25 protein-coding genes are annotated in these 26,135 nt (G+C 63.6%); 16 read left to right on the top strand and 9 right to left on the bottom strand.

Annotated features, from left to right (window positions below; translation table 11 throughout):
• Positions 1 to 783 precede the first annotated feature (783 nt).
• The 4 genes from AC1DE1_RS18135 to AC1DE1_RS18120 all read left to right on the top strand — a co-directional run bounded on the left by AC1DE1_RS18135 (position 784) and on the right by AC1DE1_RS18120 (position 4,691).
• Entirely contained in the window at positions 784 to 1,464 is a 681-nt protein-coding gene (locus AC1DE1_RS18135) for a hypothetical protein (protein WP_477177426.1), read from the top strand.
• 479 nt (positions 1,465 to 1,943) lie between these two features.
• Entirely contained in the window at positions 1,944 to 3,464 is a 1,521-nt protein-coding gene (locus AC1DE1_RS18130) for a tetratricopeptide repeat protein (protein WP_477177425.1), read from the top strand.
• Between the two features lie 68 nt (positions 3,465 to 3,532).
• Positions 3,533 to 3,970, top strand: a complete 438-nt coding sequence (locus AC1DE1_RS18125) for a LysR substrate-binding domain-containing protein (protein ID WP_477177424.1) — start codon at positions 3,533 to 3,535, stop codon at positions 3,968 to 3,970.
• A 70-nt stretch (positions 3,971 to 4,040) separates the two neighbouring features.
• Positions 4,041 to 4,691 (top strand): uracil-DNA glycosylase, encoded by a 651-nt coding sequence (locus AC1DE1_RS18120; protein WP_477177423.1) that lies wholly within the window; start codon positions 4,041 to 4,043, stop codon positions 4,689 to 4,691.
• A 60-nt stretch (positions 4,692 to 4,751) separates the two neighbouring features.
• Here AC1DE1_RS18120 and AC1DE1_RS18115 read toward each other — a convergent pair whose 3' ends face one another.
• The 3 genes from AC1DE1_RS18115 to AC1DE1_RS18105 form a co-directional block, all read right to left on the bottom strand.
• Positions 4,752 to 5,276 carry a hypothetical protein gene (locus AC1DE1_RS18115; protein ID WP_477177422.1) on the bottom strand — a complete coding sequence of 175 codons (525 nt, stop codon included), beginning with the start codon at positions 5,274 to 5,276 and terminating at the stop codon, positions 4,752 to 4,754.
• Between the two features lie 175 nt (positions 5,277 to 5,451).
• Entirely contained in the window at positions 5,452 to 6,954 is a 1,503-nt protein-coding gene (gene pdxR / locus AC1DE1_RS18110; RefSeq protein WP_477177421.1) for a MocR-like pyridoxine biosynthesis transcription factor PdxR, read from the bottom strand.
• 257 nt (positions 6,955 to 7,211) lie between these two features.
• Positions 7,212 to 7,913, bottom strand: coding sequence for an SDR family oxidoreductase (locus AC1DE1_RS18105; protein ID WP_477179236.1), 702 nt, complete (start codon positions 7,911 to 7,913; stop codon positions 7,212 to 7,214).
• A 220-nt stretch (positions 7,914 to 8,133) separates the two neighbouring features.
• Between AC1DE1_RS18105 and AC1DE1_RS18100 the strand changes: the two genes are divergently transcribed.
• The 8 genes from AC1DE1_RS18100 to AC1DE1_RS18065 all read left to right on the top strand — a co-directional run bounded on the left by AC1DE1_RS18100 (position 8,134) and on the right by AC1DE1_RS18065 (position 14,873).
• A complete protein-coding gene (locus AC1DE1_RS18100; protein WP_477177419.1) occupies positions 8,134 to 9,039 on the top strand; it encodes a LysR family transcriptional regulator in 906 nt (301 codons plus the stop codon).
• A 123-nt stretch (positions 9,040 to 9,162) separates the two neighbouring features.
• Positions 9,163 to 9,507, top strand: coding sequence for an FxLYD domain-containing protein (locus AC1DE1_RS18095; RefSeq protein ID WP_477177418.1), 345 nt, complete (start codon positions 9,163 to 9,165; stop codon positions 9,505 to 9,507).
• Positions 9,508 to 9,599: 92 nt separating this feature from the next.
• Positions 9,600 to 10,418, top strand: coding sequence for an alpha/beta fold hydrolase (locus AC1DE1_RS18090; protein ID WP_477177417.1), 819 nt, complete (start codon positions 9,600 to 9,602; stop codon positions 10,416 to 10,418).
• Between the two features lie 98 nt (positions 10,419 to 10,516).
• Positions 10,517 to 10,903 carry a DUF1090 domain-containing protein gene (locus tag AC1DE1_RS18085; protein ID WP_441602087.1) on the top strand — a complete coding sequence of 129 codons (387 nt, stop codon included), beginning with the start codon at positions 10,517 to 10,519 and terminating at the stop codon, positions 10,901 to 10,903.
• Positions 10,904 to 11,068: 165 nt separating this feature from the next.
• Entirely contained in the window at positions 11,069 to 12,016 is a 948-nt protein-coding gene (locus tag AC1DE1_RS18080; RefSeq protein ID WP_441602088.1) for an ABC transporter ATP-binding protein, read from the top strand.
• Positions 12,013 to 12,774, top strand: coding sequence for an ABC transporter permease (locus tag AC1DE1_RS18075; protein ID WP_441602089.1), 762 nt, complete (start codon positions 12,013 to 12,015; stop codon positions 12,772 to 12,774). The genes AC1DE1_RS18080 and AC1DE1_RS18075 overlap by 4 nt, the downstream gene beginning before the upstream one ends.
• A gap of 103 nt (positions 12,775 to 12,877) precedes the next feature.
• A complete protein-coding gene (locus tag AC1DE1_RS18070; RefSeq protein ID WP_441611351.1) occupies positions 12,878 to 13,462 on the top strand; it encodes a TetR/AcrR family transcriptional regulator in 585 nt (194 codons plus the stop codon).
• Positions 13,446 to 14,873, top strand: coding sequence for a nitrilase-related carbon-nitrogen hydrolase (locus AC1DE1_RS18065; RefSeq protein ID WP_477177416.1), 1,428 nt, complete (start codon positions 13,446 to 13,448; stop codon positions 14,871 to 14,873). Before AC1DE1_RS18070 ends, AC1DE1_RS18065 begins: the two co-directional genes overlap by 17 nt.
• Before the next feature lie 233 nt (positions 14,874 to 15,106).
• On the opposite strand, the gene AC1DE1_RS18060 is transcribed toward AC1DE1_RS18065, so the two are convergent.
• The 5 genes from AC1DE1_RS18060 to AC1DE1_RS18040 form a co-directional block, all read right to left on the bottom strand.
• Positions 15,107 to 16,024 carry a JmjC domain-containing protein gene (locus AC1DE1_RS18060; protein ID WP_477177415.1) on the bottom strand — a complete coding sequence of 306 codons (918 nt, stop codon included), beginning with the start codon at positions 16,022 to 16,024 and terminating at the stop codon, positions 15,107 to 15,109.
• Positions 16,025 to 16,370: 346 nt separating this feature from the next.
• On the bottom strand, positions 16,371 to 17,012 hold the full coding sequence (locus AC1DE1_RS18055; protein ID WP_477177414.1) for a DUF2894 domain-containing protein: 642 nt from the start codon (positions 17,010 to 17,012) through the stop codon (positions 16,371 to 16,373).
• Positions 17,002 to 17,652 (bottom strand): OmpA family protein, encoded by a 651-nt coding sequence (locus AC1DE1_RS18050; protein ID WP_477177413.1) that lies wholly within the window; start codon positions 17,650 to 17,652, stop codon positions 17,002 to 17,004. The genes AC1DE1_RS18055 and AC1DE1_RS18050 overlap by 11 nt, the downstream gene beginning before the upstream one ends.
• Positions 17,649 to 19,745: a DUF802 domain-containing protein gene (locus AC1DE1_RS18045; RefSeq protein ID WP_477177412.1), complete on the bottom strand. Its 2,097-nt coding sequence runs from the start codon at positions 19,743 to 19,745 to the stop codon at positions 17,649 to 17,651. The genes AC1DE1_RS18050 and AC1DE1_RS18045 overlap by 4 nt, the downstream gene beginning before the upstream one ends.
• 10 nt (positions 19,746 to 19,755) lie before the next feature.
• The gene (locus AC1DE1_RS18040) at positions 19,756 to 20,463 is read right to left on the bottom strand and encodes a DUF3348 domain-containing protein (protein ID WP_477177411.1); all 708 of its coding nucleotides are present in this window, start codon (positions 20,461 to 20,463) and stop codon (positions 19,756 to 19,758) included.
• Positions 20,464 to 20,658: 195 nt separating this feature from the next.
• Between AC1DE1_RS18040 and AC1DE1_RS18035 the strand changes: the two genes are divergently transcribed.
• The 4 genes from AC1DE1_RS18035 (at position 20,659) to AC1DE1_RS18020 (ending at position 23,607) form a co-directional block, all read left to right on the top strand.
• Entirely contained in the window at positions 20,659 to 21,318 is a 660-nt protein-coding gene (locus tag AC1DE1_RS18035) for a hypothetical protein (RefSeq protein WP_477177410.1), read from the top strand.
• Between the two features lie 2 nt (positions 21,319 to 21,320).
• Positions 21,321 to 21,983: a helix-turn-helix transcriptional regulator gene (locus tag AC1DE1_RS18030; RefSeq protein WP_477177409.1), complete on the top strand. Its 663-nt coding sequence runs from the start codon at positions 21,321 to 21,323 to the stop codon at positions 21,981 to 21,983.
• Between the two features lie 69 nt (positions 21,984 to 22,052).
• Positions 22,053 to 22,682: a class I SAM-dependent methyltransferase gene (locus AC1DE1_RS18025; protein ID WP_477177408.1), complete on the top strand. Its 630-nt coding sequence runs from the start codon at positions 22,053 to 22,055 to the stop codon at positions 22,680 to 22,682.
• A 1-nt stretch (position 22,683) separates the two neighbouring features.
• Entirely contained in the window at positions 22,684 to 23,607 is a 924-nt protein-coding gene (locus AC1DE1_RS18020) for a flavin reductase (RefSeq protein ID WP_477177407.1), read from the top strand.
• A gap of 237 nt (positions 23,608 to 23,844) precedes the next feature.
• Here AC1DE1_RS18020 and AC1DE1_RS18015 read toward each other — a convergent pair whose 3' ends face one another.
• Positions 23,845 to 25,953, bottom strand: coding sequence for a TonB-dependent siderophore receptor (locus tag AC1DE1_RS18015; RefSeq protein WP_477179235.1), 2,109 nt, complete (start codon positions 25,951 to 25,953; stop codon positions 23,845 to 23,847).
• Positions 25,954 to 26,135 lie beyond the last annotated feature (182 nt).

Below are 26,135 nucleotides of genomic sequence, written 5' to 3'. Positions count from 1 at the left end.
ATCACGGCTTCCCAGTGTTCCCCACCCAATCTCCCACGCCAGATGGTATGGACTGGCAATACGGCGGACCGTGGTTCAGGCAACACAAAACCGTGCCGACCAAGTCAGCAAACCAAGCCAGTCATTCCAAACGAATCCACTTCGCGACAGCCGATGTCGGCTGCGTACCCCAGCGGGACCGAAAGCGAACAGCGCCCCCGCGAACACCCCGGCGCAAGAGCCTACGGTAGCCGAGGTTAAGGTGGCGTCGAACTTTGAAGTCAGGGCTGGCGGAGACGCAAACCCATAGCATCGCAGCGGTATCTGATGCCAAACAAATACGGACGGCTAAACGTTCGTGATTTGCATCGGCTCTTGCAAGGCAATGCTTGAGCTTCGGCAGCTCAATAAGTGGCTGGCGCCGCGTATTCGACGGTGTGGCGACGCGAAGTGGCCAGCTTTGATTTATCGAAGTTGCAGCTGCATGCCTCAACGTCGGTCGCGGATTTGTCTATGCCTTTCATCCTAAGTAAAGCGCGTAGTTTCACGGATTACCCCGACGTCGCCGATATGGCAGTGTCACGTGCCCGTGGAGCGCGTACAGAAGATGACGAATGGCATTCGTGAATGTCTCCTGCCCGGCTTTCACGGTCGCCCCAAATGCGGATGCGTGAGCACTCGCGTTCCCCGTTGCCTGCTGGCACGGCACGGTGGAGCGCGCTGGATCGAGCGGCGATCTCGAATGCGCAAGGAAATGGGATAGCCGTCTGGCAGAACGTCCTGATCATTCTCTGGAGAACGTCAATGGAAGCAAATGAGATCCGATTGATTGCGCTGGTCAATCGCCTGACCGATGCGTTCTATCCCAACCCGGATGATCCCGGTCCGGTCGGGCCGTGGGGACCATGGATCAGGGATGCGCTCAACGAGGGGCCACATCCCGAACCCTGGCGCAGAGCAGCAAGCACGGAGGACGATGACTGGTGGAAGAACAGTCCCGTAGGGCCACATCCGGGGCCGCCTCTCAGGGCGATCCTTGCCGCACTGGCGGGGTTGAACGGCCTTTTCGACAATGAACTCACCGCCGGGGGTAAGAGACCTCATCCCAACTGGCATGGCGGCGGCCTGTTGAGCGATCTTGTAGCGCTCAATCCTCAGCCACTGCCCCCGAAGGCTGGTGGAATTGGATTTGCGAGAGCCTTGGCATTCGTCGCGCTGCGGCGCGCGCGTGAGGCCGGTGGTGAGCAGGGTGCCAGTCTGCTGCGCCAGTTTTCTGAGGACTGGTGCGGCACCGTCATCCCGCTTCCAGGTCTGCCGAAACCTCACGACCCGGGCGAACCCCGCCCGCCTCGTCCAGAGGAATCGCTGGTGTTGGGCGCAACGCTGATTCGAGCGGCTCGCTTGGGCGAGGTCGCGACGCTGAAGCATGCAGCAGAAGAAGCAGGGCAGCGGATCTTCAATTACGGACTGTCCGGCCTCGCCTGACCAGGAACGGGGTCAGGTTAAGTTCCGCGATCGAAGGGCAGTGAGGAACTCAACCTGATCCCCGTTTCAATCGTCGATTTCGTTCAGCCGTCTTTGAAATCAGCCAGCAGCATGGATGCCACTACCCATGTTGCCCCTCGCATGTGCGGATCTCTCTTTCTGGTTATTTACGCCCCCGGCAGACCGAGTAACCTGACCTGGCTACGTTCCTCTACGGAGCCTTGGCCATGCGCAAGCTGTTGAAGTACGCAGTACTCGCCGGGGCTGGTGTTGCACTCACCAGTTCGTCGCTTGTCACGTCTTATCTATCCCAAGCAAGGACTATTGATCCTGCTCTGCTGGCTACTGCGATGTGTGGCAGCGGGTCGGCCACATGGTCTCTGACGCGCCACCTGGCATTTGCATCGGCTGTTGCCGGGCCAGCGGGCGTTGCATCGGCGCCCATGCCGCTCTTCGCCGATCTCACAGGATCTCGGCTATTGATCACGACGCGTGGCGAGCAGGCCAGGCGCTACTTCAATCAGGGCTTGGTCCTCACCTACGGTTTCAATCACGCGGGAGCGGTGCGCTCATTCAGGGAGGCCCAGCGGCTCGATCCCGGCTGTGCGATGTGCTGGTGGGGCGAGGCACTCGCGCTGGGACCCAATATCAATGCTCCGATGGACGATCGCGACCGGACCAGCGCGCTGGCTGCGATGGATCGGGCGCTCGCACTTCGCGCGCACGCATCGCCACTTGAGCAGACGCTGATCGACGCCATTGCGCGCCGCTACTCTCGCGATGCGAAGGCTGATCGTGCCACGCTCGATGCGGCCTATGCCGACGCTATGCTTGATGTCGCGCGTCGCTTTCCGAACGACGACGACGTCGCGGTGCTCGCCGCGGAAGCGGCGATGGATACGAGCCCATGGAATTACTGGGAAGCCGACAAGCGAACGCCCGTAGGGCGCAGCGGTGAGGCCGTTGCGTTGATCGAGAAGGTGCTTGCCCGCCATCCGGAAAACCTGCAGGCGGCTCACCTCTATATCCATCTCATGGAGAACAGCGCCGATCCACGCCGCGCCGAAGCGGCTGCGGATCGTTTGGCGCAACCGCTCGCTCCGAGCGCGGGACACCTCGTGCACATGCCGGCGCATATCTATGCATTGACCGGGCGATATGCCGATGCCATGCGCGTCAACGTCGCGGCGGCCCGGTCCGACGAAGCGCTGATTCGCCGTACCGACGATCACAGCCTGGTGCGTTTCGGCTACTACCCGCACAACATCCACTTCATCGTTGCCTCGGCCCAGATGGCCGGCGACATGGACACCGCGATCCGCGAGGCCGGTCGCCTGCGAACTGTGCTCGATCCGGATACATCGGCGCGCATTGCCTGGGTGCAGGCGATCGATGCTGCGCCTTATCTGGCGATGGCGCAGTTCGCGCAACCCGAGGCGATACTCGCCATGCCACCGGCGGATGCGCGACTTCCTTATGCGGTCGCCATGCGCCATTACTCACGCGCTGTGGCCCATGCCGAGCGACTAGATCGCGCCGCCTTCGACAGCGAGCTGAGGGCGCTCGCCGCGCTGCGTGCTTCCGATGCGTTCGCGCCGATGATCGAGCAGGGCGTACCTGCACCCGATCTCCTGCTGCTTGCCGAAGCTGTCGCGCGTGGCAGATTTGCGCACGCGCAAGGCCGCTTCGACGAGGCAGCGGATCACTATCGCGAAGCCATCACGCTCGAGCGCAAGATTCCCTATCAGGAGCCCGCGTACTGGTACTACCCGGTCAGCCAGTCGCTTGGCGCGGCGTTGTTCGGAGCGGGGCGATTTGAGGAAGCCAGCCGTGCATTCCAGGCAGCGCTGCAGCAAACACCGAGGAACGGCTGGGCGCTTTATGGACTGGCCCAAAGCGAAGATGCGCTGGGCCATGAAAGCGAAGCGGCCGCGGCGCGAGCGGCTTTTCAGCGCGCATGGCTCGGTGATCCATCCTGGCTGCGCATGGAGCGGCTGTGACGCGCAACGGATAGCAGCTCAAAAGGCCATTGATCGCATTTTCAGCGCGCGCCGAGCAGCACGCATCGGTGCTGCTCGGGATGCAGTGCATTGGTGCTGCAAGCGATCAGGCGATCGAACAACCACCATCCACCAGCAATCCATGCCCCGAAACAAACGACGCGTCATCGGAAGCCAGGAACGCAACGACATTCTGCATTCGCTACGCCTTTCCCAGCGGCGCCATCTTTGGTTGGGAATTCACCAAGGCGGGCGAAGCCATCCAGGTGGACGTCGATGGACCACTCGCCCTGGACAGCCAGGAACTGATGGTCGATGCCGCGGCGCAAGGCATAGGGCTTGCCTGTGTGTGGGACGATCGCGCTGCGCCTTATATCGCCGATGGTCGACTTCGATACTGCCTGGAGGATTGGTGCACGACGGAGGAAAATCTGCCCCTCTACTTTCCGAGTCGCAAACATCAGTCGGCGGGTTTGAGAGCCCTGATCGAAGCGATCAGGGCGTAAAGTCGGATGGACTGGATGGCGCGTCGGATGGCGCGCTCGTGGAAGGTCACTAAGCCTTATGCCTATGGCCATGCGCACTACTGCGAAGATCGAAGCCTTCCTGGAAGCACTCTACTCGGCGCCGACCGCCGGTATGCCGCACGTCTTCGATCCGTGGAACGCTATCTCCAGCGACGACATTGCTCCCGCCGCGATCGAAGGCCGCCGCGAACGCCTGAGGCTGCATCTGTCTGCTCCTGCACCGAGGTTGCTGCTGGTCGGCGAGGCGCCAGGCTATCAAGGCACACGGATCACCGGTTGCCCGTTCACCTCCGAGGCTCTGCTGCTGGAGGATGGCGTGCCGCGTATCGGAAAGTTGCACGACCGACTTACTTCGCGGCGGCTACCCTGGCGCGAGCCATCGTCCACCATCGTGTGGCGCGCGCTGCGTGAACAAGGTTTGATGGATCACACCGTCCTGTGGGGCGCCTTCCCATGGCATCCGCACGGCGCGACGCCCTTGTCGAACCGTGCGCCCAACGAAGCGGAGAAGGCCATGGGCGCGGCACTGCTGCAGCAACTGATGGCTGCGTTGCCTGGCGTCACCGTGGTGGCCGTGGGCAATGTCGCCGCCGATTCGCTGCGCAAGCTGGGCGTACACGCCGACAAGATCCGCCATCCTTCCAATGGTGGCGCGACGATGTTCCGCGCCGGACTTGCCTTGGTGGCGCAGCAACTCTGATGGCAAGGGCGACATGCCGCGCGAACGCTTTCGACCATGAGAAGCACGGTTGGATCCGCGCTATGGCTTGACCCGCGTCAAGTACGCCTTGAACGAAGTCGCCCAGGTTCGGCCGCCGTCCCTGGAGTAATCAATTTCAAAGCGGTGGGAGTTGGCGGTGATGTCCGACCAGACGCCACGCACCAGCACGGTACGCCCCTTATAGACGGAGGTGCCGTACAGTTCGCCGCGACCGTCCTTGAAGCTGCCAATCGTGGGAGCCTCGAACGCTCCCGTATCGCCGTCTATGTAGGTCTGACTCCATTGCCCGGCCTTGGCGTTGTAGACGAAGAGCGTGGCGCCCTCCCAGTGTCCATCCGGGCCGTCGGCCTCGATCTCCTCCAGCCATGCGCGGCCATTCCAGACCGGCCGCGCCGTCTTGGTGCCGTCCATGGTGACCGTGTGAGTCCCGCCTTCGAATGGGTCGAGTACTTGCGTCACGTGCGTATGCCACGCACCGCGAGCGAAGTCGAAGTCATGGGACCCGTCGCGCGGCGTTTCGGCCCTTGCACTCAGGGACAGGCAGGCCAGGACACCTGCCAGCATGCCTCCACCTAATCGCAGTCTCCACGTCATCGTTTTCTCCATCTAGCCAAGCCTGAGGCGTGACTCTAGGGAAAACCGATCGTTCCTGTGGGGCCAATGAGGAGAAACTCGCGTGGTCCACTTCGATGGGCGCGAGTTGGACGCGGGGCGCCAGGTAGCGAACGACCGGGCGTGACTAGAGCACGCGGCGCAGCGCCTTGAGCCCTTGTTCGATATCGTTGAGGTCAACCGCCCCGTAGCCGAATACCAGTCCTTCCGACGTTGGCGAGCCGAAGAAATAGCGCTCGAAGGAATGCAAATGCACGTTGGACTCCGACAATCGTGCAGTGACGCGTTCCAGGCAATGGGGTTGCGTCGCGGACGCCGACACGTGCATGCCGTAGTGCGACTGCATCGGCGATAGTTCTTCGGAGAAATCCGCTCGGAGGATGTCGACCAGTAGATCTCTGCGCTTTCGAAACACATCACGGAGCTTGCGCACATGTTGCGCCAGGTGGCCGTCCGCGATGTAACGGGCGACGGCCATTTGCGTCAAGGTCGGGCAATGCCAGTCGAGACAGTTCTTGGCCGTGATCAGCGCCGACATGGCCCATGGGGGCGCCACGATGAAGCCCAGGCGCAATGCGGGAAACATGCACTTGGAGAAGGTGCCCACATAGAACACCTCATTCGCGGTGGCCGTTGAACGCAGCGCCTGCAGCGGAGCGCCGTCGTAGCGGAACTCTCCGTCGTAATCGTCCTCAATGATGACCGCGCCATGCTTGCGGGCAAAGTCGAGCAATGCCGATCGCCGCCGCATCGACATGGAGACGCCGAACGGAAACTGGTGCGACGGACAAACGCACACGATGCGTACCGAGTCCGGCAAGGCGTCAACCACCAGTCCTTCCGCGTCCACCGGTATGGGTACTACCTTCGCGCCGGCAGCGAGAAAGGCCGCACGCATCGGTGGATAGCCAGGATCCTCGATGGCGACTGTCGTAACCCCTGGGGTCACCAGCACTCGGGCGAGCATATCGAAGGCTTGTTGCGCGCCGGCGGTCACCAGCACATCGTCGGGCTCGCAGACAACCGCACGCGACACGCCGATATGCGTCGAAACGGCTACCCGCAACGGGTAGTGCCCCTGATTGCCCTGCGGGCTCTTGAAGGCGGGAGGCTTCAATTCCATTCGCCGGAGTTGCTTGGCGCTGACCCGGCGGAATATGTCGAATGGAAACAGGCGCGGATCAACCAGCGCGGGACGAAAATCCAGAAACCTCGCGGTGCTTGTCGAGGTTCCCGGTTGACTGTCGTTCCAGAAATTCAGCGCCTGGGCCAGCTCAGGCCGCGACCACAGCGCATTCAGGCGTGGATCGGGCGCTTGCCGTGTCGAGGGCCGCTCGCGCGGCGGGCGTTTTTGCTTGGGCAGTACGTAGGTTCCCGAGCCTTGCCGGGACTGTACCCATCCTTCGAGCGCCAGTCGCGCATAAGCCCGGGCAACCGTGTTTCTTGAGACACCGAAAAAGGTCGCCGACTGACGTTCCACCGGGAGTTTGGCACCAGGGACCAAGCGACCATCCAGGATGGCGGCACGCAATTGCGTGTAGACGGCTGCCGCCGAACGGCGGCTCCCCTTGGGCGGGAGTTCGAAAGCAATTTCGAACAGGCTATTCGTATCCAGCACATCACTTGCCACGAACTGCCTCCGAACTGGCTCAAGCGCACGGGGAGGTGAACAAGCTACCTGCAGTGGAGCGGGTCCTGCGCTTCCGGCGGCTGCCAATCAACGCGGAGCAAGCGGGACCATCCTGCATCGAGGTACGACCGAGCGCCATGTTCAGGCGCTCGGTGTTGTAAGTCCATAGCCCACACGTGATCGAATCCCGCGCGCCATCACCCTTGGAACAGGCTTGGAGGCTGCGCGCTGACGGGCGATCACCTCCATGCCGAACTTCAGGAGCGTTGCGGCAAGTAGATGGGCCGCGCTGCTGCCAAGCCTTGCTTTACCTGCACGCTGCGCTCATCGGCCAGCACTTCATCCTCGCCCGCTTCGAGCCCGTCGAGCGCGCGCTTGACGATGTCCTCCGACGTCGACTTCGGGGCATCGAAGTCACGGGCAAGATCGGTATCGACAAAGCCCATATGCAGCGCCGTCACCTGCGTGTTCTGTCCTGCCAGTTCGAGGCGCAGCGCATTGGTGAGGGACCACGCGGCGGATTTGCTGGCCGAATAGGCGGCCATCGCGCCGCTCACCCACGAGACGACCGAGAGCACATTGAGCAAGGCACCGCCGCCGTTGGCCTTGAGCACCGGCGCGAAAGCCTTGCTCATGCTCAGCATGCCGTAGAAGTTGGTCTCGAAGATGCGTCGCGTGACGGCTTCGCTGTCCTCGGCAAGAAAGCCGCCGGCCTGGGCGATGCCGGCATTGTTGATCACCAGCGTCACATCCGAGGCGAGCTTGGCGGCAGCCGCCACGTCGTCCGGGTTGGTGACGTCCAGCCGCAGAGGTTGCACGCCGGCCTCGGTGATCGTGGCGGGGTCGCGTGCTGCGGCGTAGACCTTGCGGGCGCCGCGGGCGAGCAGCTCGCGGGTGAAGACCAGGCCGAGTCCGCGATTGGCACCGGTGACAAGAACAGTGGCGTCTTTGATGTTCATAGGAAACTCCAGGAGATGGGGGAAAGGGAGTGATGCCGCCTCAGGCGGTCCCGGCCGTGATGAGTTTCGTGACGAATTCCAGAGGTCCCCCGGTTGGCCGGTCGCCGTAAGGGGAGCATGTGTTTCAAGGGCTCATCGCATGGACGCAAAGGCTAGATCCTTTCAAATCCGGGCACTAGACGGTAAATTCGGAAGGCACCCTTTCATCTGGTGAGAGGCCGTGGACCGACTCGAAGCCATGACCGTGCTGCTGACGGCGGTAGACGCGGGCAGCCTTTCCGCCGCCAGCCGGCAGCTGCATATGCCGCTGGCCACCGTCAGCCGACGCGTGTCGGAATTGGAAGCGCACCTCAATGTCCGGCTGGTGTTGCGCGGTGGGCGGAAACTCGTGCTGACCGATGCAGGGCGCGATTACGTCGCCTCCTGCCGGCAGATTCTGGAAGACATCGAGCAGGTCGAACGCACCGCCGCCGGTGAATACCGCGCGCCGCAGGGTGAATTGATCATCAGCGCGCCGGTAGTGATCGGACGCAATCACGTGGTCCCGGTGCTTGTCGCGTTCCTGCGCAGCGCTCCGCAGATTCGCGCGCACATCCAGTTGAGCGATCAGGTCAGCCATCTGTTGGAGGATCATGTCGATCTTGCCGTACGACTTGGCGCCTTGCCCGACAGCACCCTGGTAGCCACGCGCATCGCACTGCTCGACCGTGTGCTGTGCGCCAGTCCTGCGTATCTGCAGGCACGTGGCGTTCCGCAGAAACCCGAAGATCTTGCTGCGCACGATTGCATCACTTACGTGGGCTACTCGGCGGCGGACATGTGGGAGTTCGGCGAGGGTCAGGCCTCGCGGGTGGTCAAGGTGTCATCGCGCCTGAGCGTCAATTCGGCCGAAGCCGCCGTGGTCGCCGCCACCGAAGATGGCGGCATCGTGCGTGTCCTGGCCGATCAAGTGGATCATCTGCTGAAAGCCGGCATGCTGGTGCGCTTGCTGCAAGACTATGAACCCGCTCCCATGCCGCTCAGCCTGGTGTATCCGGGCCAGCGGCAGATGCCCTTGAAACTGCGTGCCTTCATCGATTTCGCCACACCGCGACTGCGCGAGCGCTTCGGCTATCAACATCCCTGATACGGATGGCAACCCGCTGATCTTCGACCAGGCCGCTGGCACGCCGTGATCGAAGTGACTGCGCAACGGACGCGAATCAAATTAGACTTGCGCGCTTCGTCCCTGGTGCTGTCCCTGATTGCAATGAAACGTCGCTCGATCGTGTGGTGGGTGTTGCTTGGATGTGTGGTGAGTTCGTCGGCCGTCGCTGCGGGTGCGCCGGTGCGGCATGTGCGGCTGGGTGCTTATCGCGTCGAACGCGACGTGAAGCCGGGGCACAATAAAGTCGTGGGCACGCTGACCAACGTGGGTCGCGTGCCGGTGCATTCGGCTCGGGTGAGCTTCCGCTTGTTCGACGCCAAGGGTCATGCCATCGGGCGTGCGACGGATCAGGTGCATAACCTCGCGCCCGGGCAGACGTGGAAGTTCCATGCGGTCGCCCGGGGCAATGTGAGCCGGGTGCGCGTGCTGCGTGTCGAGGAGCGGTAACGTCCACGCCGCGGGTTGACTCGGGGGATTTGGAAAGTCCGCGCTCGCGGACGGCTCGATAATGACCGCTCCCCCTTCGAGAACAGCAAAGCATGGAAACGCGCTTTACCGCCTCCGGCGTCCGCATGCGTCTTCATTCGTTGCGGGACGGCACGCTCAATTGGTTATTGCTGCCCGGCGGTCCCGGCATTGGTTCGGAAAGCCTGCAAGAGTTGGCCGATGCCATGGTCGTACCCGGCCATATCTGGCTGATTGATCTTCCGGGCGACGGTTCGAATACGGAGCACGCAAGCGACGACCCGTTCGCGCACTGGCCGCAGGTGCTGATCGAGGCCGCGCAGGCCGTTGGCGACGCTGTTTTCGTGGGGCATTCCACCGGCGGCATGTATCTGCTGGCCACGCCGGCATTGCGCGGCGTGGTTCGCGGCCTGGCCTTGCTGGATACCGCACCTGATTGCGCCTGGCATGCCCAATACGTGGCGATGACCAGGCGCGATCCACTGCCGGCTTTCGAGCAGGCCGTCGTCGCGTACACGAAGGACCCCTCTGTCGAGAATCTCACCACCTTGGCGGTCACCTCCGCCGAGTGGAACTTCACGCCCGCAGCGCTGGAAGCGGGGCGCGCCCTCCTGGCGCGCATGCCCTATAACAGCGCGGCGGTGGAATGGTCGGACGCCCACTTCGATCACACCTATGCGGCCAGCTGGTGGCCGCTCGACATACCGGTGCTGCGCCTGTGGGGCGAATGCGACCGGATCGTGAGCCAGCGCGGATGGTCGGCCGCGCGCTACAACACGCCCAACGTGATGACGGCGGCGATCCCGGATGCCGGTCATTTTCCGTGGATCGATCAACCGGCGGCCGTCACCGCTGCCTTCAAGGCGTATGCCGAGCGAGTGCTCGCAGGCTGAGCCGGGCGCGGCGAACACATTACGATCACTCGACGAATGGACCATGAGGAAGGGCGCCGCTGTGTTGGCGCTGCCCTCGATCACTCCAGGAGTCGCCCATGAAAGTCGTCACCTCGCTGGCCCTTCTTGCCGCTTCCCTGTGCCCAGCTGTACTGCTCGCCCAGTCGGGCGGTTGCGATGCCAAGCGCCAATCGATCGAGCAGGAAATCACTTATGCCCAGGCCCACGGCAACGCCTCGCGCGTGCAAGGACTGCAGACCGCCTTGGCGCAAGTGAAAGCGCATTGCTCGGATGAATCGTTGCGCACTGATGCCGAACAAAAGGTGGCCAAGGCGCAGCAGAAGGTGGTCGCGCGGGATCAGGAGTTGCAGGAAGCCAGGGAGCAGGGCAAGAGCGCCGACAAGATGGCGGACCGCCAGCGCAAGGCGGACGAAGCCCATGCCCAACTCCAGCAGGCCATGATGGATGCCGAGGCCTTGCACTGATCCCGCGGGATCTTGCCAGCACCGGAGTGGACGCCGCTCCCGCCGAGGCGCAGTCGCATGAAGCGCGGCGCCTCATGCCTGCAAGCGAACCTTTCGTGTCACGTGGCCATTGAATGTCGGGGTTAGAATCCTCATGGTTGAGCTGCGTTCGAACCAAGGAACCCCATGAACGACTCGTCCCACCTGACCCAGCAAGCCGTTTCCATACGAGGCATCAGCAAGACCTATAAGGGCGGCTTCCAGGCGCTGAAGGCGATCGATCTGGACATACGGCGTGGCGAGATCTTTGCCTTGCTCGGTCCCAATGGTGCAGGCAAGACCACCCTGATCAGCATTATCTGCGGCATCGTCAAACCCAGCGGCGGCAACGTGACGGTGGATGGTCACGATGTGCTGCGCGACTATCGCGCGACGCGCTCGAAGATCGGCCTGGTGCCGCAGGAACTGTCCACCGATGCCTTTGAAACGGTCTGGGCGTCGGTGCGATTCAGCCGCGGCCTGTTCGGGCGCGAGCGCAACGACGCGCATATCGAGAAAGTGCTGCGTGCGCTGTCACTGTGGGAAAAGAAAGACGCCAAGATCATGACCCTGTCCGGGGGCATGAAGCGCCGCGTGCTGATCGCCAAGGCGCTGGCGCACGAACCCAGCATCCTGTTCCTGGACGAACCCACCGCCGGCGTCGACGTAGAGCTGCGCCACGACATGTGGCAGATGGTGCGCGGGCTGCGCGAAACCGGCGTCACCGTGATCCTCACCACGCACTACATCGAGGAGGCCGAGGAAATGGCCGACCGCGTGGGTGTGATCACGCGCGGTGAGCTGATCCTGGTGGAAGAAAAAGATGTACTGATGCGCAAGCTGGGCAAGAAGCAGCTTTCCATCACGCTGCAGACGCCGATGCAGGCGCTGCCCGAGGGCCTGGATGCCACCGGCCTGGAACTGGCCGACGACGGCGCCACGTTGATTTACACCTTCGACGCCCAGAGCGAAGACACCGGCATTGCCGAACTGCTGCGCAAGCTGGCCGAGCGCGGCGTGGACTTCAAGGACCTGCATACATTGGAAAGTTCGCTCGAAGATATTTTCGTCAGCCTCGTGCGGGGTGCGCCATGAATCTCCCCGCGATCCGCGCCATCTACCGTTTCGAGATGGCCCGCACCTTCCGCACCCTGACCCAGAGCATCGTGTCGCCGGTGTTGTCGACCTCGCTTTACTTCATCGTGTTCGGCACCGCGATCGGTTCGCGCATGGGCGAGATCGGGGGCACCAGCTATGGCGCCTTCATCATTCCCGGCCTGATCATGTTGTCGCTGCTCAACGAGAGCATCTCCAACGCCTCGTTCGGCATTTATCTGCCCAAGTGGTCGGGCACCATCTATGAACTGCTTTCCGCCCCGGTGTCAGCGCTGGAGGCGATCCTTGGCTATGTGGGCGCGGCCGCTTCCAAGTCGGTGATGCTCGGGCTGCTGATCCTTGTGACGGCGCGTTTCTTCGTGCCGTACAGCATCCTGCATCCGGGCTGGATGATCGTGTTCCTGCTGCTGACGGCGGTGACCTTCAGCCTGTTCGGTTTCATCATCGGCCTGTGGGCGGATGACTTCCAGAAACTGCAGGTGATCCCGTTGATGGTGGTGACGCCGCTCACCTTCCTTGGCGGCGCGTTCTATTCCATCGGCATGCTGCCGCCGTTCTGGCAGAAGGTCGCGCTGTTCAACCCGGTGGTTTATCTGATCAGCGGCTTCCGCTGGAGCTTCTACGGACACTCCGACGTCAACGTGGTGTTGAGCGCAGGCATGACCCTGGGCTTCCTGCTGCTGTGCGCCGTGGCGGTAGCCTGGATCTTCCGCACCGGATACAAGCTGCGCTCCTGAGCCCGGGGCGGGCCGCCGCCCCGAAACGCTGAACGTTCCAGCCGCCCGGGTCGTGACGTCTGGGCCATTGCCTCGTCCCGTCCGTCATGTATACAGTGTATACATGAGCCGCCTCACCACCGCCGAAAAGATCCTCAAGGCCGCGCATCGGCTATTCGATCGCGAAGGCGCCGACGCAGTAACCATGCGCCGCGTCGCCGAGGCGGTGGGTATCACCCCGATGGCGATTTATCGGCACTTCCCGACCCGCGATGCATTGCTGAAGCAGCTGTCCGATGACAGCTTCAAGGCCGTCGCGCATGAGTGGGAGGCGCATCGCGGGAAGAGCCGCGACGTGATGAAGCGGCTGATGGCGCTGGCTGGCCCTTATCTCGATTACGCGTTGGCGCACCCACACCTGTTCGATCACGCCTTCTCGGTGCGCCGCGACGACGCACGCCGTTATCCCGAGGATTTCCGCGCCGGGCTGTCGCCCACCTTCAATGTCGTGGTCGACACTGTGGCCGAAGGGATGGCCAAGGGCGTGCTCAAGCAAGACGACCCGCACGATGTCGCCATGGCCCTCTGGGCCCAGCAGCACGGTCTGGTCGCCCTTTATCGCGCCGGTCGTTTCAGTTTCGACGAGGCGGCGTTTCGCGCTTTCTATCTGCAATCGATGGAGAGGTTGATCCATGGCATCAAGGCTTGATGGTTCCGCTCTTCTGACCTGGCTGGGCGCGACAGCGCTGGCTGCCCTGTGCTGGTGGTATGGCAGCGGCGTGCAACCGCTGTGGTGGCTTACCTGGCTGGCGCCGCTGCCGGTGCTGTGGCTCGCGCCGAGGGTGCGTGCGCCCGTGGCTGCACTCGCTGCCTTCGCTGCGTTCGCGACCGGTGGCTTCAACCAGTGGGACTACCTGCACCACTACATCGGTTTGCCGCTGCCGTTCATTGCGTATGCCATCGGCATGCCGGGCGTGGCGCTCGCTTTGTGCGTGCTGCTGTTTCGTCGATTGCTGCTGCGTGGCAGCAGCTTGCTGGCGACGCTGGCGGTGCCGACCGCCTGGCTTGCCATCGAATACATCAGCAGCCTGCTTTCGCCACACGGCACCTTCGGCAGCATCGGCTACACCCAGATGGATGCCCTGCCCATCCTCCAGGTGGCCGCAGTCGCCGGACTCTGGGGTATCAGTTTCCTGGTGTTGCTGGTGCCCACCGCGATCGCCGTGCTGCTCGCACCGCGGGCTGCAAAACGAGACCGCTTGATCGTGGCGGTGTCGACCGCCGTCGTGATCGCCGTGTCGCTTGCCTATGGCGGCTGGCGGTTGCAGGCGCCAGCCGTGTCTACGATGCGCGTCGGCCTGGTGTCGCTGGAAAAGCCGATCCGTCCCGCCCTGGCGGATGCCGATGGCCAGGCCTTGCAAGCGCGCTATGTCGATGCCGTGGGTCGTCTCGCGGACCAGGGCGCGCATCTGGTGCTGATACCCGAAACCTCGTTCGCCACGCCCGATGCCAACCTTCCTGCGCTGGCGCAGCTGGCGACGCGGCGTGGCATCACCGTGGCGGCCGGCATCGACTTCAAGGGTGATCCCCGCGCCGAACGCAACATGCTGGCGGTGTTCCAACCGGCAGCCGCGTCGCCGGCAACCTACAGCAAGCAGCACCTGATACCGGGCTTCGAGCGTCAGTACACGCCGGGCAGCGGCTACACCATGCTTGGCGGCGGGCCGCGGATCGGTCTGGCGGTATGCAAGGACATGGACTTCCACGACATTGGCCGCGCCTACGCCGCGCGCCATGCGCAATTGCTGCTGGTGCCGGCATGGGATTTCAGCATCGACGGCTGGCTGCACGGACGCATGGCCATCATGCGCGGCGTGGAAAGCGGCTTTGCCGTGGCGCGTGCACCTCGTTCCGGCCGGCTCACCCTGAGCGATGATCGCGGCCGCGTGGTCGCCGAAGCGTCCAGCGAACAACACGACGCGGAACTGGTCGGTGAGCTGCCGTTGCGTGAAACACGCACGCTCTACGGCCGCTGGGGCGACTGGTTTGCCTGGCTCGATATGTTGGGCCTGGCCGCATGCCTTGCATTCGCGCTGCGGCCGTCCGTGTCGCAGCGATGAAACACTTAGCGCCGCTTCCGCACCGGAATTGATGGCACGCGGCAGACCGTCATCCGGTCCGCGCCAAATGACGTAGTCTCGAGCTGGCGCGGATCTCCCCGCCGGCGTGCATTCGCCCGTTGCCCTCGCGGCGGATATCAGCTTCGCCCCGATCAGCAGGAAATTACGTTTTAGCGCGGGAGCTGGCCTCTGCTTTCTGGCCTATGGCGGAGGTTGGCCACCCCGCGGCGCAGCTAATCCGCGACGGCGTACGCGCTCTTGTGAAGCAGAGAAGGGCAGGCGGGTGGATGCCCACCCGGGCCGCGACACACCACGATGGCTGACGCCGCGGCGTATGCCGCCCGATCAAACACGTGGTTCCTGCCATAGTCCGGCGGCGTCATGCCGAGCCGGAAGAGCATCTCGCGCATCACATGCACCTTGGCGTTCCTGCGCGTGGCGTCGGTGTTGTAGGTGAAGCTGATGGTGGTGGACGACTCGTCGCTGGTCTCCACCATGTGCGGACTGGTCAGCGGCATGTATACCCCCGTGCCGGGCCCCAGTTTGAACACGTGTGCGCGCTGGCGGAACTCCTCGCTCCACAGCGTGCGGCTCAAATCGTGGCGCATGTGAAAGCAATCGCGAGCACGGTCGCTGCATACGGCGGTGTCGTCGGCGTCCCAGACGTAGACGGTCTTGGTGCCGCGCACCTGCAACAGCAGCACGTGGCTGCGATCGATGTGGAAAGGCGTGGCTGTATTGGGCGAGGCGGAAAAGATCCAGCCCGCGCGGTAGTAAAGCCCGGGATCCTTGCGCTCGATCTGGGGCTTGATCGGATTGATCACCGCATCGACCAGCTCGCGATAGAGCGGGTCCGCCTGGATGTGCCGCAGCAGCACCCACGCCTTCGCCGCGCTGATATCGCGTAGCGAATCGACCGCCGACTTGGCGGTGGGAAACAAGCTGGCAGCGTCGTCGAAGTCGGTGCCGGCGGTGACATTGCTGTTGAACGCGTACCAGAGCTTGGTGCCGCGACAGCGCTTGCCAAGTTCCACCAGCTGTTCGGTCTGCAACAGCGGGTGGTCAGTCAGACAGTGCTTCAGCGGCTGGATGCGCCATGGATCAAACGCGTCCCAATCCATCTCGATAAACGGTTTTGTGCTTTCACTCATAGCGGACCCCCAACCCTTGCGAGCGCATGCGTCGCGTGTGATGTGTGGCCCCTGTGATCAATATTTATACGCTGAGGCATCGCCAGCGAGCAGGCGTCTAAACGCAATACGCCGTGAAAGAAACTACGTTCCGGGATGGCTGTACGTGCATCGTCGCAAGAGATTGCACTCGATCGTCTGGCGTCAGGAAAGGCGAAAATAGTTTCGCCGCGCAACGATGGCGACGCGCATGGTGCGTGCTGAAAATCGCGGTTCAACGCCTTAAAAAAGCTAGCTTGCGCGTATCTGTCGATAAGCGTTGCTGATACAACCGTGCGTCACTTGTGGCTACGCTGGTGACTGGCAATCAGCTTGCGCGCGGCTTCGCCTTGGCGCGTTTGCGGGTGCTTGGCGCACGCGCGGCATCACTCGTCGTCGGTGCGTTTGCGTTGATCTGTTCGATCCACGACAAGCTGTCCGCGTAGGAGAGGAATTGTTCGAGATAACCCGGCGACAGTTCGCGCATGAGTGCGATGGAACGATGCACCAGTGCGCCGGAGTTCAAGGGGCCCGCATTCTCCGGCACCTGTTCCAGCGACTGCCGCATCTGGCTGCTGGTACGCAGCGTGGACCAGAGCCTCTTGAACTGATCGAGCATCTCCAGCGTGGGATAGCTGGCGCCTGGCAGTGCTTCACGAGTGGCGGCGTGCTCAAGGCGCGCCGCTATGCCCGTTTCGATATGGGCGAGCAGATCATTCAGCGCACTTGGCGCACCTGTCGTCGCCTGATCGGTGTTCGCGCCGGGCGCCGCATTGCCCAGTTCGTGCGCGTACGCCTCGATCAGTTCGGCCAGGCGAGCATCGAGGATGTGCCGCGTCTTGCCTTCGTGCCTGGACGCGCGCGTTGCCAGCGCTTCCATCACGTGAAAGCGCATGGGATCGAGACGGTCGGCGCCTTGTTCACGCCACGCGGCTAACTTCGCGCGAGCGGTCGCCGCATCAGGGCTCATGGGCAGCCACGTTGGCATTCGACGGTCGCGGCATTGGCGCCATTTCCACGCGGCGATTCTTGGCGCGGCCTTCGTCGTTTGTATTCGTGCTTACCGGTTGCTCCGCGCCAAAGGCGGCGGCGAATACCGATGACGCGGGCACGCCTTCGGCGATCAAGGCGCGGGTGACGGTGAGCGCGCGCTCGGCCGACAGTTCCCAGTTGTCGGCGAACTGCTTATTGCCGTCGCGCACCTGGCGGTCGTCGGTGAAGCCGCTGACCATCAGGATTTCGTCGCGCGACTTCAAATAGCCGGCCAGTGGACCGGCAAGACTCTTCAACAGGTCGCGTCCTTCCGGCTGCAACTGATCGGAGTTCAAGGCAAACAACACGCTGCCGCGAATACCGATGCGCCCATTGACCAGCGTGACGCGTCCGGCGGCGAGCGGTCCGGCTAGGGCCTGCTCCAGCGTCTGGCGACGCTGCGCTTCGGCCTGGCGCTGTTTGACCTCTTCATCCAGTCGGCTCGACAGCTGCAACTGCATGCCGATCACGCCGACCAGGATCAGCACGAACGCGCCCAGCAACACCGACATCAGGTCGCCGAAGGCGGCCCAGATCGTGGCGCTCGATTCGGCTTCGCCTTCCAGGTCGTCGATCATGCCGTTTCGGCCTCGATCGCGGCGCGCTGGCTGGCGAGCTGCTGCATGTCTTCGATGATCTGCTTCTGCGACAGCATGCTCAGGTCGATCACTTCCCGCGCTTGGGCCACGTAGTAAGCAAGCTGCTCGTCGCTGCGCGCGACCGATTTATCCAGCGCGCCGGCGATCAGCTCCAGGCGTTCCATCAGCGCCTCGTTGGATTGACCAAACGACTGCACCGCCGCGCCGAACGCATCGCCCAGGCTCGCCACTTCGACGGCACTGCTGGTGACTTGCGCGGCCACGGCGTTGAGCTTGCCGGTCTCCGCTTCGATATGGTCGGTGAAGCGCGTGCTGACGCGCTCCAGCAGGTCGGCCGAGGTGACCACCAGTGCGTCCACGGCGGTGCGCTGCTCGGTGGAGGCGTGGTTTACCGCATCGAGCAGGGTTTCCAGCGTGGCCAGCAGGCGGCTGCGTTCTTCCAGCATGGCGGTGTCGCGCACCATGCTTTCGGACAGCTTCTGGCGCAGCTCGGCAACCACTTCGGCGGCGGCCTTGGGTGCTTCGGAGGCGGCCTCGACCAGGCGGGAGATCTCGGCGATGGTGGCGCTGGCGTGCGACTGCGTTTGTGCCGAGATGTCGGCGGCGGTGCGCGCCAGCGCATCGCAGACCGTCTGCTGCTGGCCCGCGGCGTGTTCGCTCGCCTGCGCCCACTGCGTTTCCAGCGTGGCGGTCATCGCGCCAAGGGCCTGCGACCAGGCAGCGAGTCGTTCGTGGTCGCGCGATTCCAGCGTGGCTTGCAGCTGCGCATGCGATTGCTGCATCAGCTCGACCAGCGATGCGGCGCGTTGTTCGAAACTTGCCGCGGCCGTATCCCAGGCCTGCTGATTGCGCACAGCGAGTTCGCCGTTGGCGTCCTGCTGCTGCGACAGCGCCTGCTTCCAGGCATCGGCAACGCCGTGGGTGGTGGCGTCCAGGCGTGCGGAGACGTTTTCCAGCAGGCCGGTCGTGCGCTGCTCGAATGTATCGGTGAACTGCTGCAGCGTGCCGCGCAGGTCCTGGGTCAAGGCTTCATGGGTGCCGCGATGCTCCGCCAGGGCGGTGTTCCAAAGCTCGGCGACCGTCGTGGTGGTCCTCTCCATGCCGCGGGTCAACGCCTGCAGCTGCTGCTGCACGGCCTGATTCACCTTGTCGTGCAGCGATGTCGTTTCGCGCGCGATGCCATCCATGGTGGCCGTCATGATGGGCTGCAGTGCCGATGAAGCGGCGCGGGCGCTCTCGCTCACGCTGTCCTTCAGCGAGGTTTCCACCGAAGCGGCGAGGCGGATGTAGCTCGCTTCGGTGCGCGCGTGAAACGCTTCCTGGTTCACCAGCTGGCGCTCGTTCGCAGCGACGCTCTGTTGCTCGATGGTCACCATCATCGTCTGCAGACGATCGACCAGGGACGGCATCCATTCGGTCTGTTGTTGCAGCAGCTTGAAAGCCTGCTCACGCTGATGGCTCTGCGAGTACACGCGCAGCGTGCTCGCGATCTTCGCGTCCAGCAGCTGCACGGCCTGCAGGCGCTCGCGGCGGCACAAGGCGGAGAGCAGGCCGAGCATGGCCGAGCTGGCGACGCCGGCAATCGACGTGCCGAATGCAAAGCCCAGGCCCTTGACCGGCGCTGCGAGTGAGCTGCGGATGGCCTGCAGATCGGTCGCGCTTTCCAGCGCGATGCCGGTGCCGCGCAGCGTGGCCATCATGCCCAGCAGGGTACCGAGCATGCCCAGCAGCACCAGCAAGCCGACCAGATACGGCGTGAGCGACGGCACGGGCATGGCCGCGCGCTCGCCTTCGACGCGCAGGCGCGTCGCGTTGCGCACGCTCGGATGCAGGCTGTCGAGCCAGTCAGCAAGGCTGGCCGGCGCGGCGGACAGCGCCGTCACCGCCTGCGTCAGTGTGGAGGTGGCTTGCCGATAGCGATGCAGCTCCAGCGCACCGGCGAGGTAGCACACGCCAATCAAACCCGCGACGGCGGCGCCCAGCGGATTGGAGCCGATGTAACCGGCGCCGATCCAGCACACCGCGACAAGGCCGGCAACGAACACGGCGAGATGAAGAAGATTTCTGAACATGACTACCCAATTAGCTGGTGCGAAGCGCTGCAAGCAAGCCTTCGACCGGTTGAAAACGAACGTCCAGTTCGGCGAGCAACACGCTCTGCATATCCCTGCGAAACACGTCCAGCCAGGCGCCGCGGGTGACCGCGGTGGTGTTCTCAGTGGCCTGCGCATCCTCGAGCGATTTGCCCTCGGCCTCGCGCAGGCGATCAAAATGTTTTCCCAGTACCGCAGGCACGGCGGCCAACAGCATTTGTTCGCGCGGACTCAGCGCCTGCTCCATCACCGCATCCACCGCGGCGAGTCGCGCCATGTCGTGGTTCTTCTGCGCGAGCATGTCGCGCAGCCGGCCGCGCAGATGGCCGGTGGTGGCCTGCATCTTCCGCTGCAGGGCGAAGTAGCGTTGGCGGAAGACGGCGTAATCGATCGCCTCGTCCGCCGGCTGTCGTTCGGTGAACGCCTTGTCGCCGGCAATCGTCTGCGCCAGCGACACGCGCGCACGCGCGCACTCCTCATCGTCCGCACTGCCGAAGGAGGGGGCATCGCCGCCGTCGACGGAGGGCTGGCCGTCCAGCACCGTGGACAAGGCCAGCGCATGCGTCCAGTCGAGCCAATGGCTCAGCCGGTCCGAAAGCGACTGTTTGGATTGGGCGACGTCAACGTCCGTCAGGCGTGCAAGCAAGCGAATGAACGTTGGGCCACGGACTGTCGTCCAGGGAGAGGCAGACACCATCAACTACTGGCAATAAAACCGTCATTTTACACGGTAAGCCGACCCGGGCGCCTGCCGGCATTCGCCGCCGCCCGGTTCGGACTGATCTCACTATATGCAAGCTGTAGTAGGCTTTACACATAGGTTGATTGCGTATCTCGAGGGCTGGCCCAGGATGAGCGTAGTCGCATCCGGCGACATCCATGGGGAAAACCAATGAACGCTCGACTTATCTTCGCCTCCGCGCTGCTCCTGACCGGTACGGGTTTGTCCTTCGCCCAGCCAGCACCCGCTGCCCCGATGGATGGCATGGCCATGGCACAAACCGCCGCGCCCGTGGCCACCCCCAAGCTGCAGGCCGCCATGCGCTCCCTGTGGCACGACCATGTGGTGCACACCCGCGAATACGCCCTGGCCGTGCATGCGCACGACGCCGCCAAGGCCAAGGCGGCGGAAGACGCCGTGGTGACCAATGCCAAGGCAGTCGCCAATGCCGTGGGCAGCTTCTATGGGAAGGCCGCGGGCGAGCAGATGTTCACCTTGCTGGCGGGACATTGGGCTGGCGTGAAGGCGCTCACCCAGGCCGACAGCACGCACGACAAGACCGCCGAAACGGCGGCGATGAACGCGCTGGCGACCAATGGCGGCGAGATCGCCAGGTTCCTCGCCGGCGCCAACCCGAATCTGCCGGAATCGGCAGTGTCCAGCCTGCTGGCCGGGCACGTGGCGCATCATTCGGCACAGATCGAGGAAATCATGGCGGGCGACATGACGGCCGAAGCCACTACCTGGACAGCCATGCAGCAGCATATGAACGTGATTGCCGATGCGCTGGCCGGCGCCATCGCCAAGCAGTTCCCGGCCAAGGCAGCCTGATCGTGAGCGGTCTGGACCAGCTCGGCGATACGCAGCAGCGCCTGATGCGGGCCCTGCTGGCGGAACACGCCGGGAGCACGGTCGAGACCCTCTGCGGCAAGCTGCGCATCACCCATAACGCCGTGCGCCAGCACCTGAGCGCGCTGATCGCGCACGGCTACGTGGAACGGGCCCGCTCGCGTCCCAGCGGTGGGCGACCGTTGGCGATCTTTCGCATCACCGAGACGGGCAGCGCGCTGTTCCCCCGCAACTACGCGGTGATTGCCTCGGAAATGTTCGTCGCCCTGCGCAGCCAGCTGGGCGACGAACAACTCGAAGCCTTCATGCAGCAGATGGGCCGCTCGCTGGGCCAGCGCGAGCTGCCCCTGCCGGCTACGGCCAGCCATGAAGAAGTGGTGCGCGCGCTGGCGGCCCAGCTGGATCGCCTTGGCTACGAAGCGCTGCCGGTGAAATATCGCGACGAATGGCAGATCGAAGCCTTCAATTGCGTCTTCCACGAGGTAGCCCGGCAACACAAGGAAGTGTGCAAGTTCGACCTGGCCTATATGAAGGCGGCCAGCGGGCGCGAGGTGCACCACATGGAATGCATCGTGCGCGGCGGGCAGTGCTGCCGCTTCCGTCTCGGCGTGGCGGCGACGGAACCTGACCCGCACAACCTTCCGTAACCGGCCGGGCACTCACGCAGAGCCGAAGCGATGCACGCTGCGGGCAGCGAGAGGGCGGGCGAACCACACATGCATACGGGCGAGCAGTACCACCAAATCATGCTGAGCTCGCCGCGCGACCAGCAGGTGCGCGACCGCTTTCAGAAGCTGGCGCTGGAGCTGCTGCCCGCCGGCGCCGAGGTGCTCGATTTCGGCGCCGGCACCGGCATCGATGCCAAGACCTATGCGGCCAGCGGTCACCCGACGTTCGTGTTTGAGCCGTCCGAGGCCATGCGTGGTTACCTGGCCGTGCACTGCCGCGACGATATCGAGCGCAAGGCCATCATGCCGGTGACATCGCCGCAGGCCTGCCGGGTGGACGCGGTGACCGCCAACTTCGCGGTGCTCAACCATATTCCCGATCAGGCGGCACTGTTCGAGCAGCTTTCGGGCGTGGTCCGCCCCGGCGGCTTCGTGCTGGCGAGCATGCTCAACCCGTATTTCCTCGGCGACGCGCGTTATCGATGGTGGCGGGCCAACCTGCTCAATCTCGCGCTGCGCGGCCACTATGCCATTACCAGCGAGAGCAACATCCATCGCTTTGCGCCGCGCATCGTGGCGCGTGCGGCCGCGCCGCATTTTCGGCTGGAGCGCGTGCTTCCGCGCGGGCTGGGCATGTTCACCGATCTCTACCTGTTCCTGCTGTTGCGGCGGTGCTGACATGTGGAAGGACTGGCTAAGGCCGTTCGTTCGCCCGCTGCCGCAATGGGCGACGATTGCGCTGGCGCCGCCGCAACACGCGGTGGACGCCAGCTTGCGCTGGGACGGTGGCTCGGCCGATGTCACCAACGATCACACGGTGGCGTCGCTCAAGCCGTTGACCATCGCCACGAGCATCGACGCCGGCGAGCATGCGGTGATCCAATACAGCGATCGTGCCACGGGCGACACCGTCGGCACGTTGCACTTGGCCAAAGCCACCTCTATTGCTGTCGACGATAAGACGCTCACGCTTTACCACGTGGCCAAAGGCGAACATCGCTGCCTCGGCTGGCCGCGCCGCCCGTGGAATGCATGGCTGCAAAATCGCCTGATGCGCAAACATCCTTCGGCGCAGCATGCATTGATGACGCCCGCAGCGGTGCAGCAGTTGATGATCGCCTACCTGTGCCCGCGGCCGGTCGTGCTGGTGTCGGTGGGAGCCGGGGATCATCAGAATATATTTCCGATGGACTTGATCGGTCCGCTGGAACGCAGCGGTTTCTATTCGCTGGCGTTGCGCAGCACCAATGTCTCCGCGCCCTTCATGCGCGAGCTGCGCAAGGTGGCGCTGTCCAGCGTGCCGGCCACGATGAAGTCGGCCGTCTACAAACTCAGCGAGCACCACAAGCATCCGTTGCAGGATTGGCAAGCCTTGCCGTTTCCGGTTCGCCCCTCGCAGGACTTCGGGATACCCGCGGTGGCCGAGTCGCTGCGAATCCACGAGTTGAGCATCGTGCACAGCCAGGAGATCGGTTCGCACCTGTTCTTCGTGTGTCGTGTCGCCTCAGGCGAAGAGCTGTCCGACGGTACGCAGCTGCATCACACGCCGGCGTATTACCAGGCGTATCGGCGGCATCAGGCGGAGGCGTTTGCGGAGGTCTAGTTCGCCCGAACGCCACAGCTGTTTGTGTAGGAGCGCACTTGTGCGCGACAACCTACCGAGCGATTCCCCCACGCGCCGCGGTCGCGCACAAGTGCGCTCCTACAAGGGGCACGCACGGGTTGCGAGGTGCTCTTTGTGGGAGCGCACCCTGTGCGCGACAACCTACGGAGCGTTACACCAAAGCGTGGCTGTCGCGCACAGGGTGCGCTCCCACAGACAATCGTTCGATGCTCCCGCTTACCAGCGATACCGCGCCGACACTGTGATCTCCCGCGGATACCCGTAATAGCACCAGATCGCGCTGTTGCACGCGCTGACGTAATTGCGATTGAACAGGTTCGCGGCCGTCACCTGGAAGCGCCAGCGTTCCACGTCATAGTGCGCATTCGCATCGAACAACGTATAGCCGCCCGTGCGGAACTGATTGAACGCATCGCCGTAGTGCTCGCCGATGAAGCGCACGCCACCACCAAATCCGAGGCCCGCCAGCACACCTTCGTGCACGTTGTAATCGGCCGATAGCGAGGCCTGTTGCTTCGGCACCAGGGCGACTTCCTTGCCCAGCGTGGCATCGTTCGCATGGGTGACCTTGGCGTCGGTATAGGCATACGCGGCCGTCATGCTCAGATGATCGGTCACCGCGACATTCGCTTCCAGCTCCGCACCACGCGTACGCGTCTGGCCCTGCTGCAGCGAGAAGAACAGGTGGTTGGGATCGACGGTGAGCGCGTTCTTCTGCGTGAGCTGGTAGATGGCGCCGGTGATCAGCGTGCGGCCATCCGGCGTCTGGTACTTCAGGCCGCCTTCGTACTGGTCGCCGGTGATCGGCTTGAACGCGCTGCCATCAAAGGTGGTGCCAACGGTCGTCTTGAACGAGTGCGAGTAGGCCACGTACGGCACCAGACCGATATCGGTGGTGTAGTTCACGCCCAGGCGGCCGGAGAACGCGTTGTCGTTCTGCTTCTGCTGCGTGTTGGCGATCAAGTCCTTCACGTCGTTGCTGACCCAGTCTTCGCGGCCGCTGGCGACGATGCCCCACTTGCCGATGCTGATCTGGTCCTGCACGTACGCACCCAGCTGCTCGAGCAAGCTGTTGGTGTGGAAGGTATAAGGCGCCGGCGGAATCGGCTGGCCGTAGACGGGATTGAAAATATCGATGCTGGGCGCGGAGCCGAAGCCCGACTTGTAGTCGTTGTGGCTATGCAGATAGTCCACGCCCATCAGCACGTTGTGCTGCACCCTGCCCTGGTCGAATTTCGCCTCGACCTGGTTGTCCACCGCAAACACGTTGGCGTGATCCACCAGCGGATAGTTGTAGCGGTTGAGCGTGCGCAAGTCGTCCTGCAGGCCCAGGCTGCCGATCGAGCGATGGTCGACCTTTTCGTTCTGCAGGCGCAGATCCTGGCGGAACGACCACACGTCGTTGAAGCGATGGTTGAAGGCGTAGCCGATCGATTCGTCGGTCTTCCAGTAATGGTCGTAGCCCGGCTCCCCCGGATTCACGTCGCGCGGAATCTGGCCGTTGGGATTGGGATACAGCGTGCCCTGCGACGGCAGAAAACCGCCCACGCCATCGGACAGCGAGCGCTGATAGCGCGGGAGCAGGGTGAACGAGGTGTTGTCATCCGGCTGCCAGGTGAGGCTGGGCGCGAAGTAGTAACGGTCGTCCTTGGAATGCTTGATGTTGGAATCGCCCTGGCGCGCCAACGCCACGACGCGCCACAACCAATGGCCATCATTGTCGAGTTGACCGCCGGTATCGCCAGCCAGCTGCTTCTGGCCGAAGCTGCCCACGGTGGCTTCGATCTCGTGCGGTGCATCGAGGCTCGGGCGCTTGTTGGTCATGTCGATCATGCCGCCGGGCGGCAGCTGGCCGTACATCGCCGACGACGGCCCCTTGTTCACTTCGATGCGTTCCAGGCCGTACGGCTCGATGCGCGAATCGGCGGTCCATGAGCCGCTGGGCAGCGCCAGGCCGTCGAGGAATTTCGCCGGATCATAGCCGCGGATCAGGATCCAGTCGCTGCGCGGATCGGCGCCGTAGCTGCCGCCCACCGCGCCGGCCATGTAGCGCACCGCTTCATCCAGATTCTGCATGCCGTAAAGCGACATGCGATCGGGCGTGATGGTGCTCACCGATTGCGGGATCTCGACGGTCGGCGTTTCAGTCTTGGTGGTCGAGTAGACGACATTGACCGGCGCGAGCGACACGCTCTTCTTGTCGTCCGCGCTGGTGGTCTTGGTGGCAGTGTTGCTGCTGTCGGTCTGGTCGTCGGCGTGGGCCGGGCCGAGCAGGGCAAACGAGATCGCTACCAGAAGCGCGGTTCTGGAAAAGGACGCGGACATGTTGAGGAAACCCTAGAAGAATCGTGGCCGTGACCGCGGGTGGCGGCACGGCTCGCCCGAGGCGAGTTACACAATGATAATGATTCTTATTTGTAGATCAACTTATTACGTCAAATGGCCGCGGCGCCATGTCCGGCAGGGGCGTCCACAACCCGCCCAGGCGCAGCTGCAAGCGACTGATC

This window comes from Dyella sp. 05T440 (assembly GCF_056395965.1).
The sequence above is the reverse complement of the archived record's forward strand: the minus strand, read 5'-3'. Positions and strand labels throughout refer to the sequence as shown.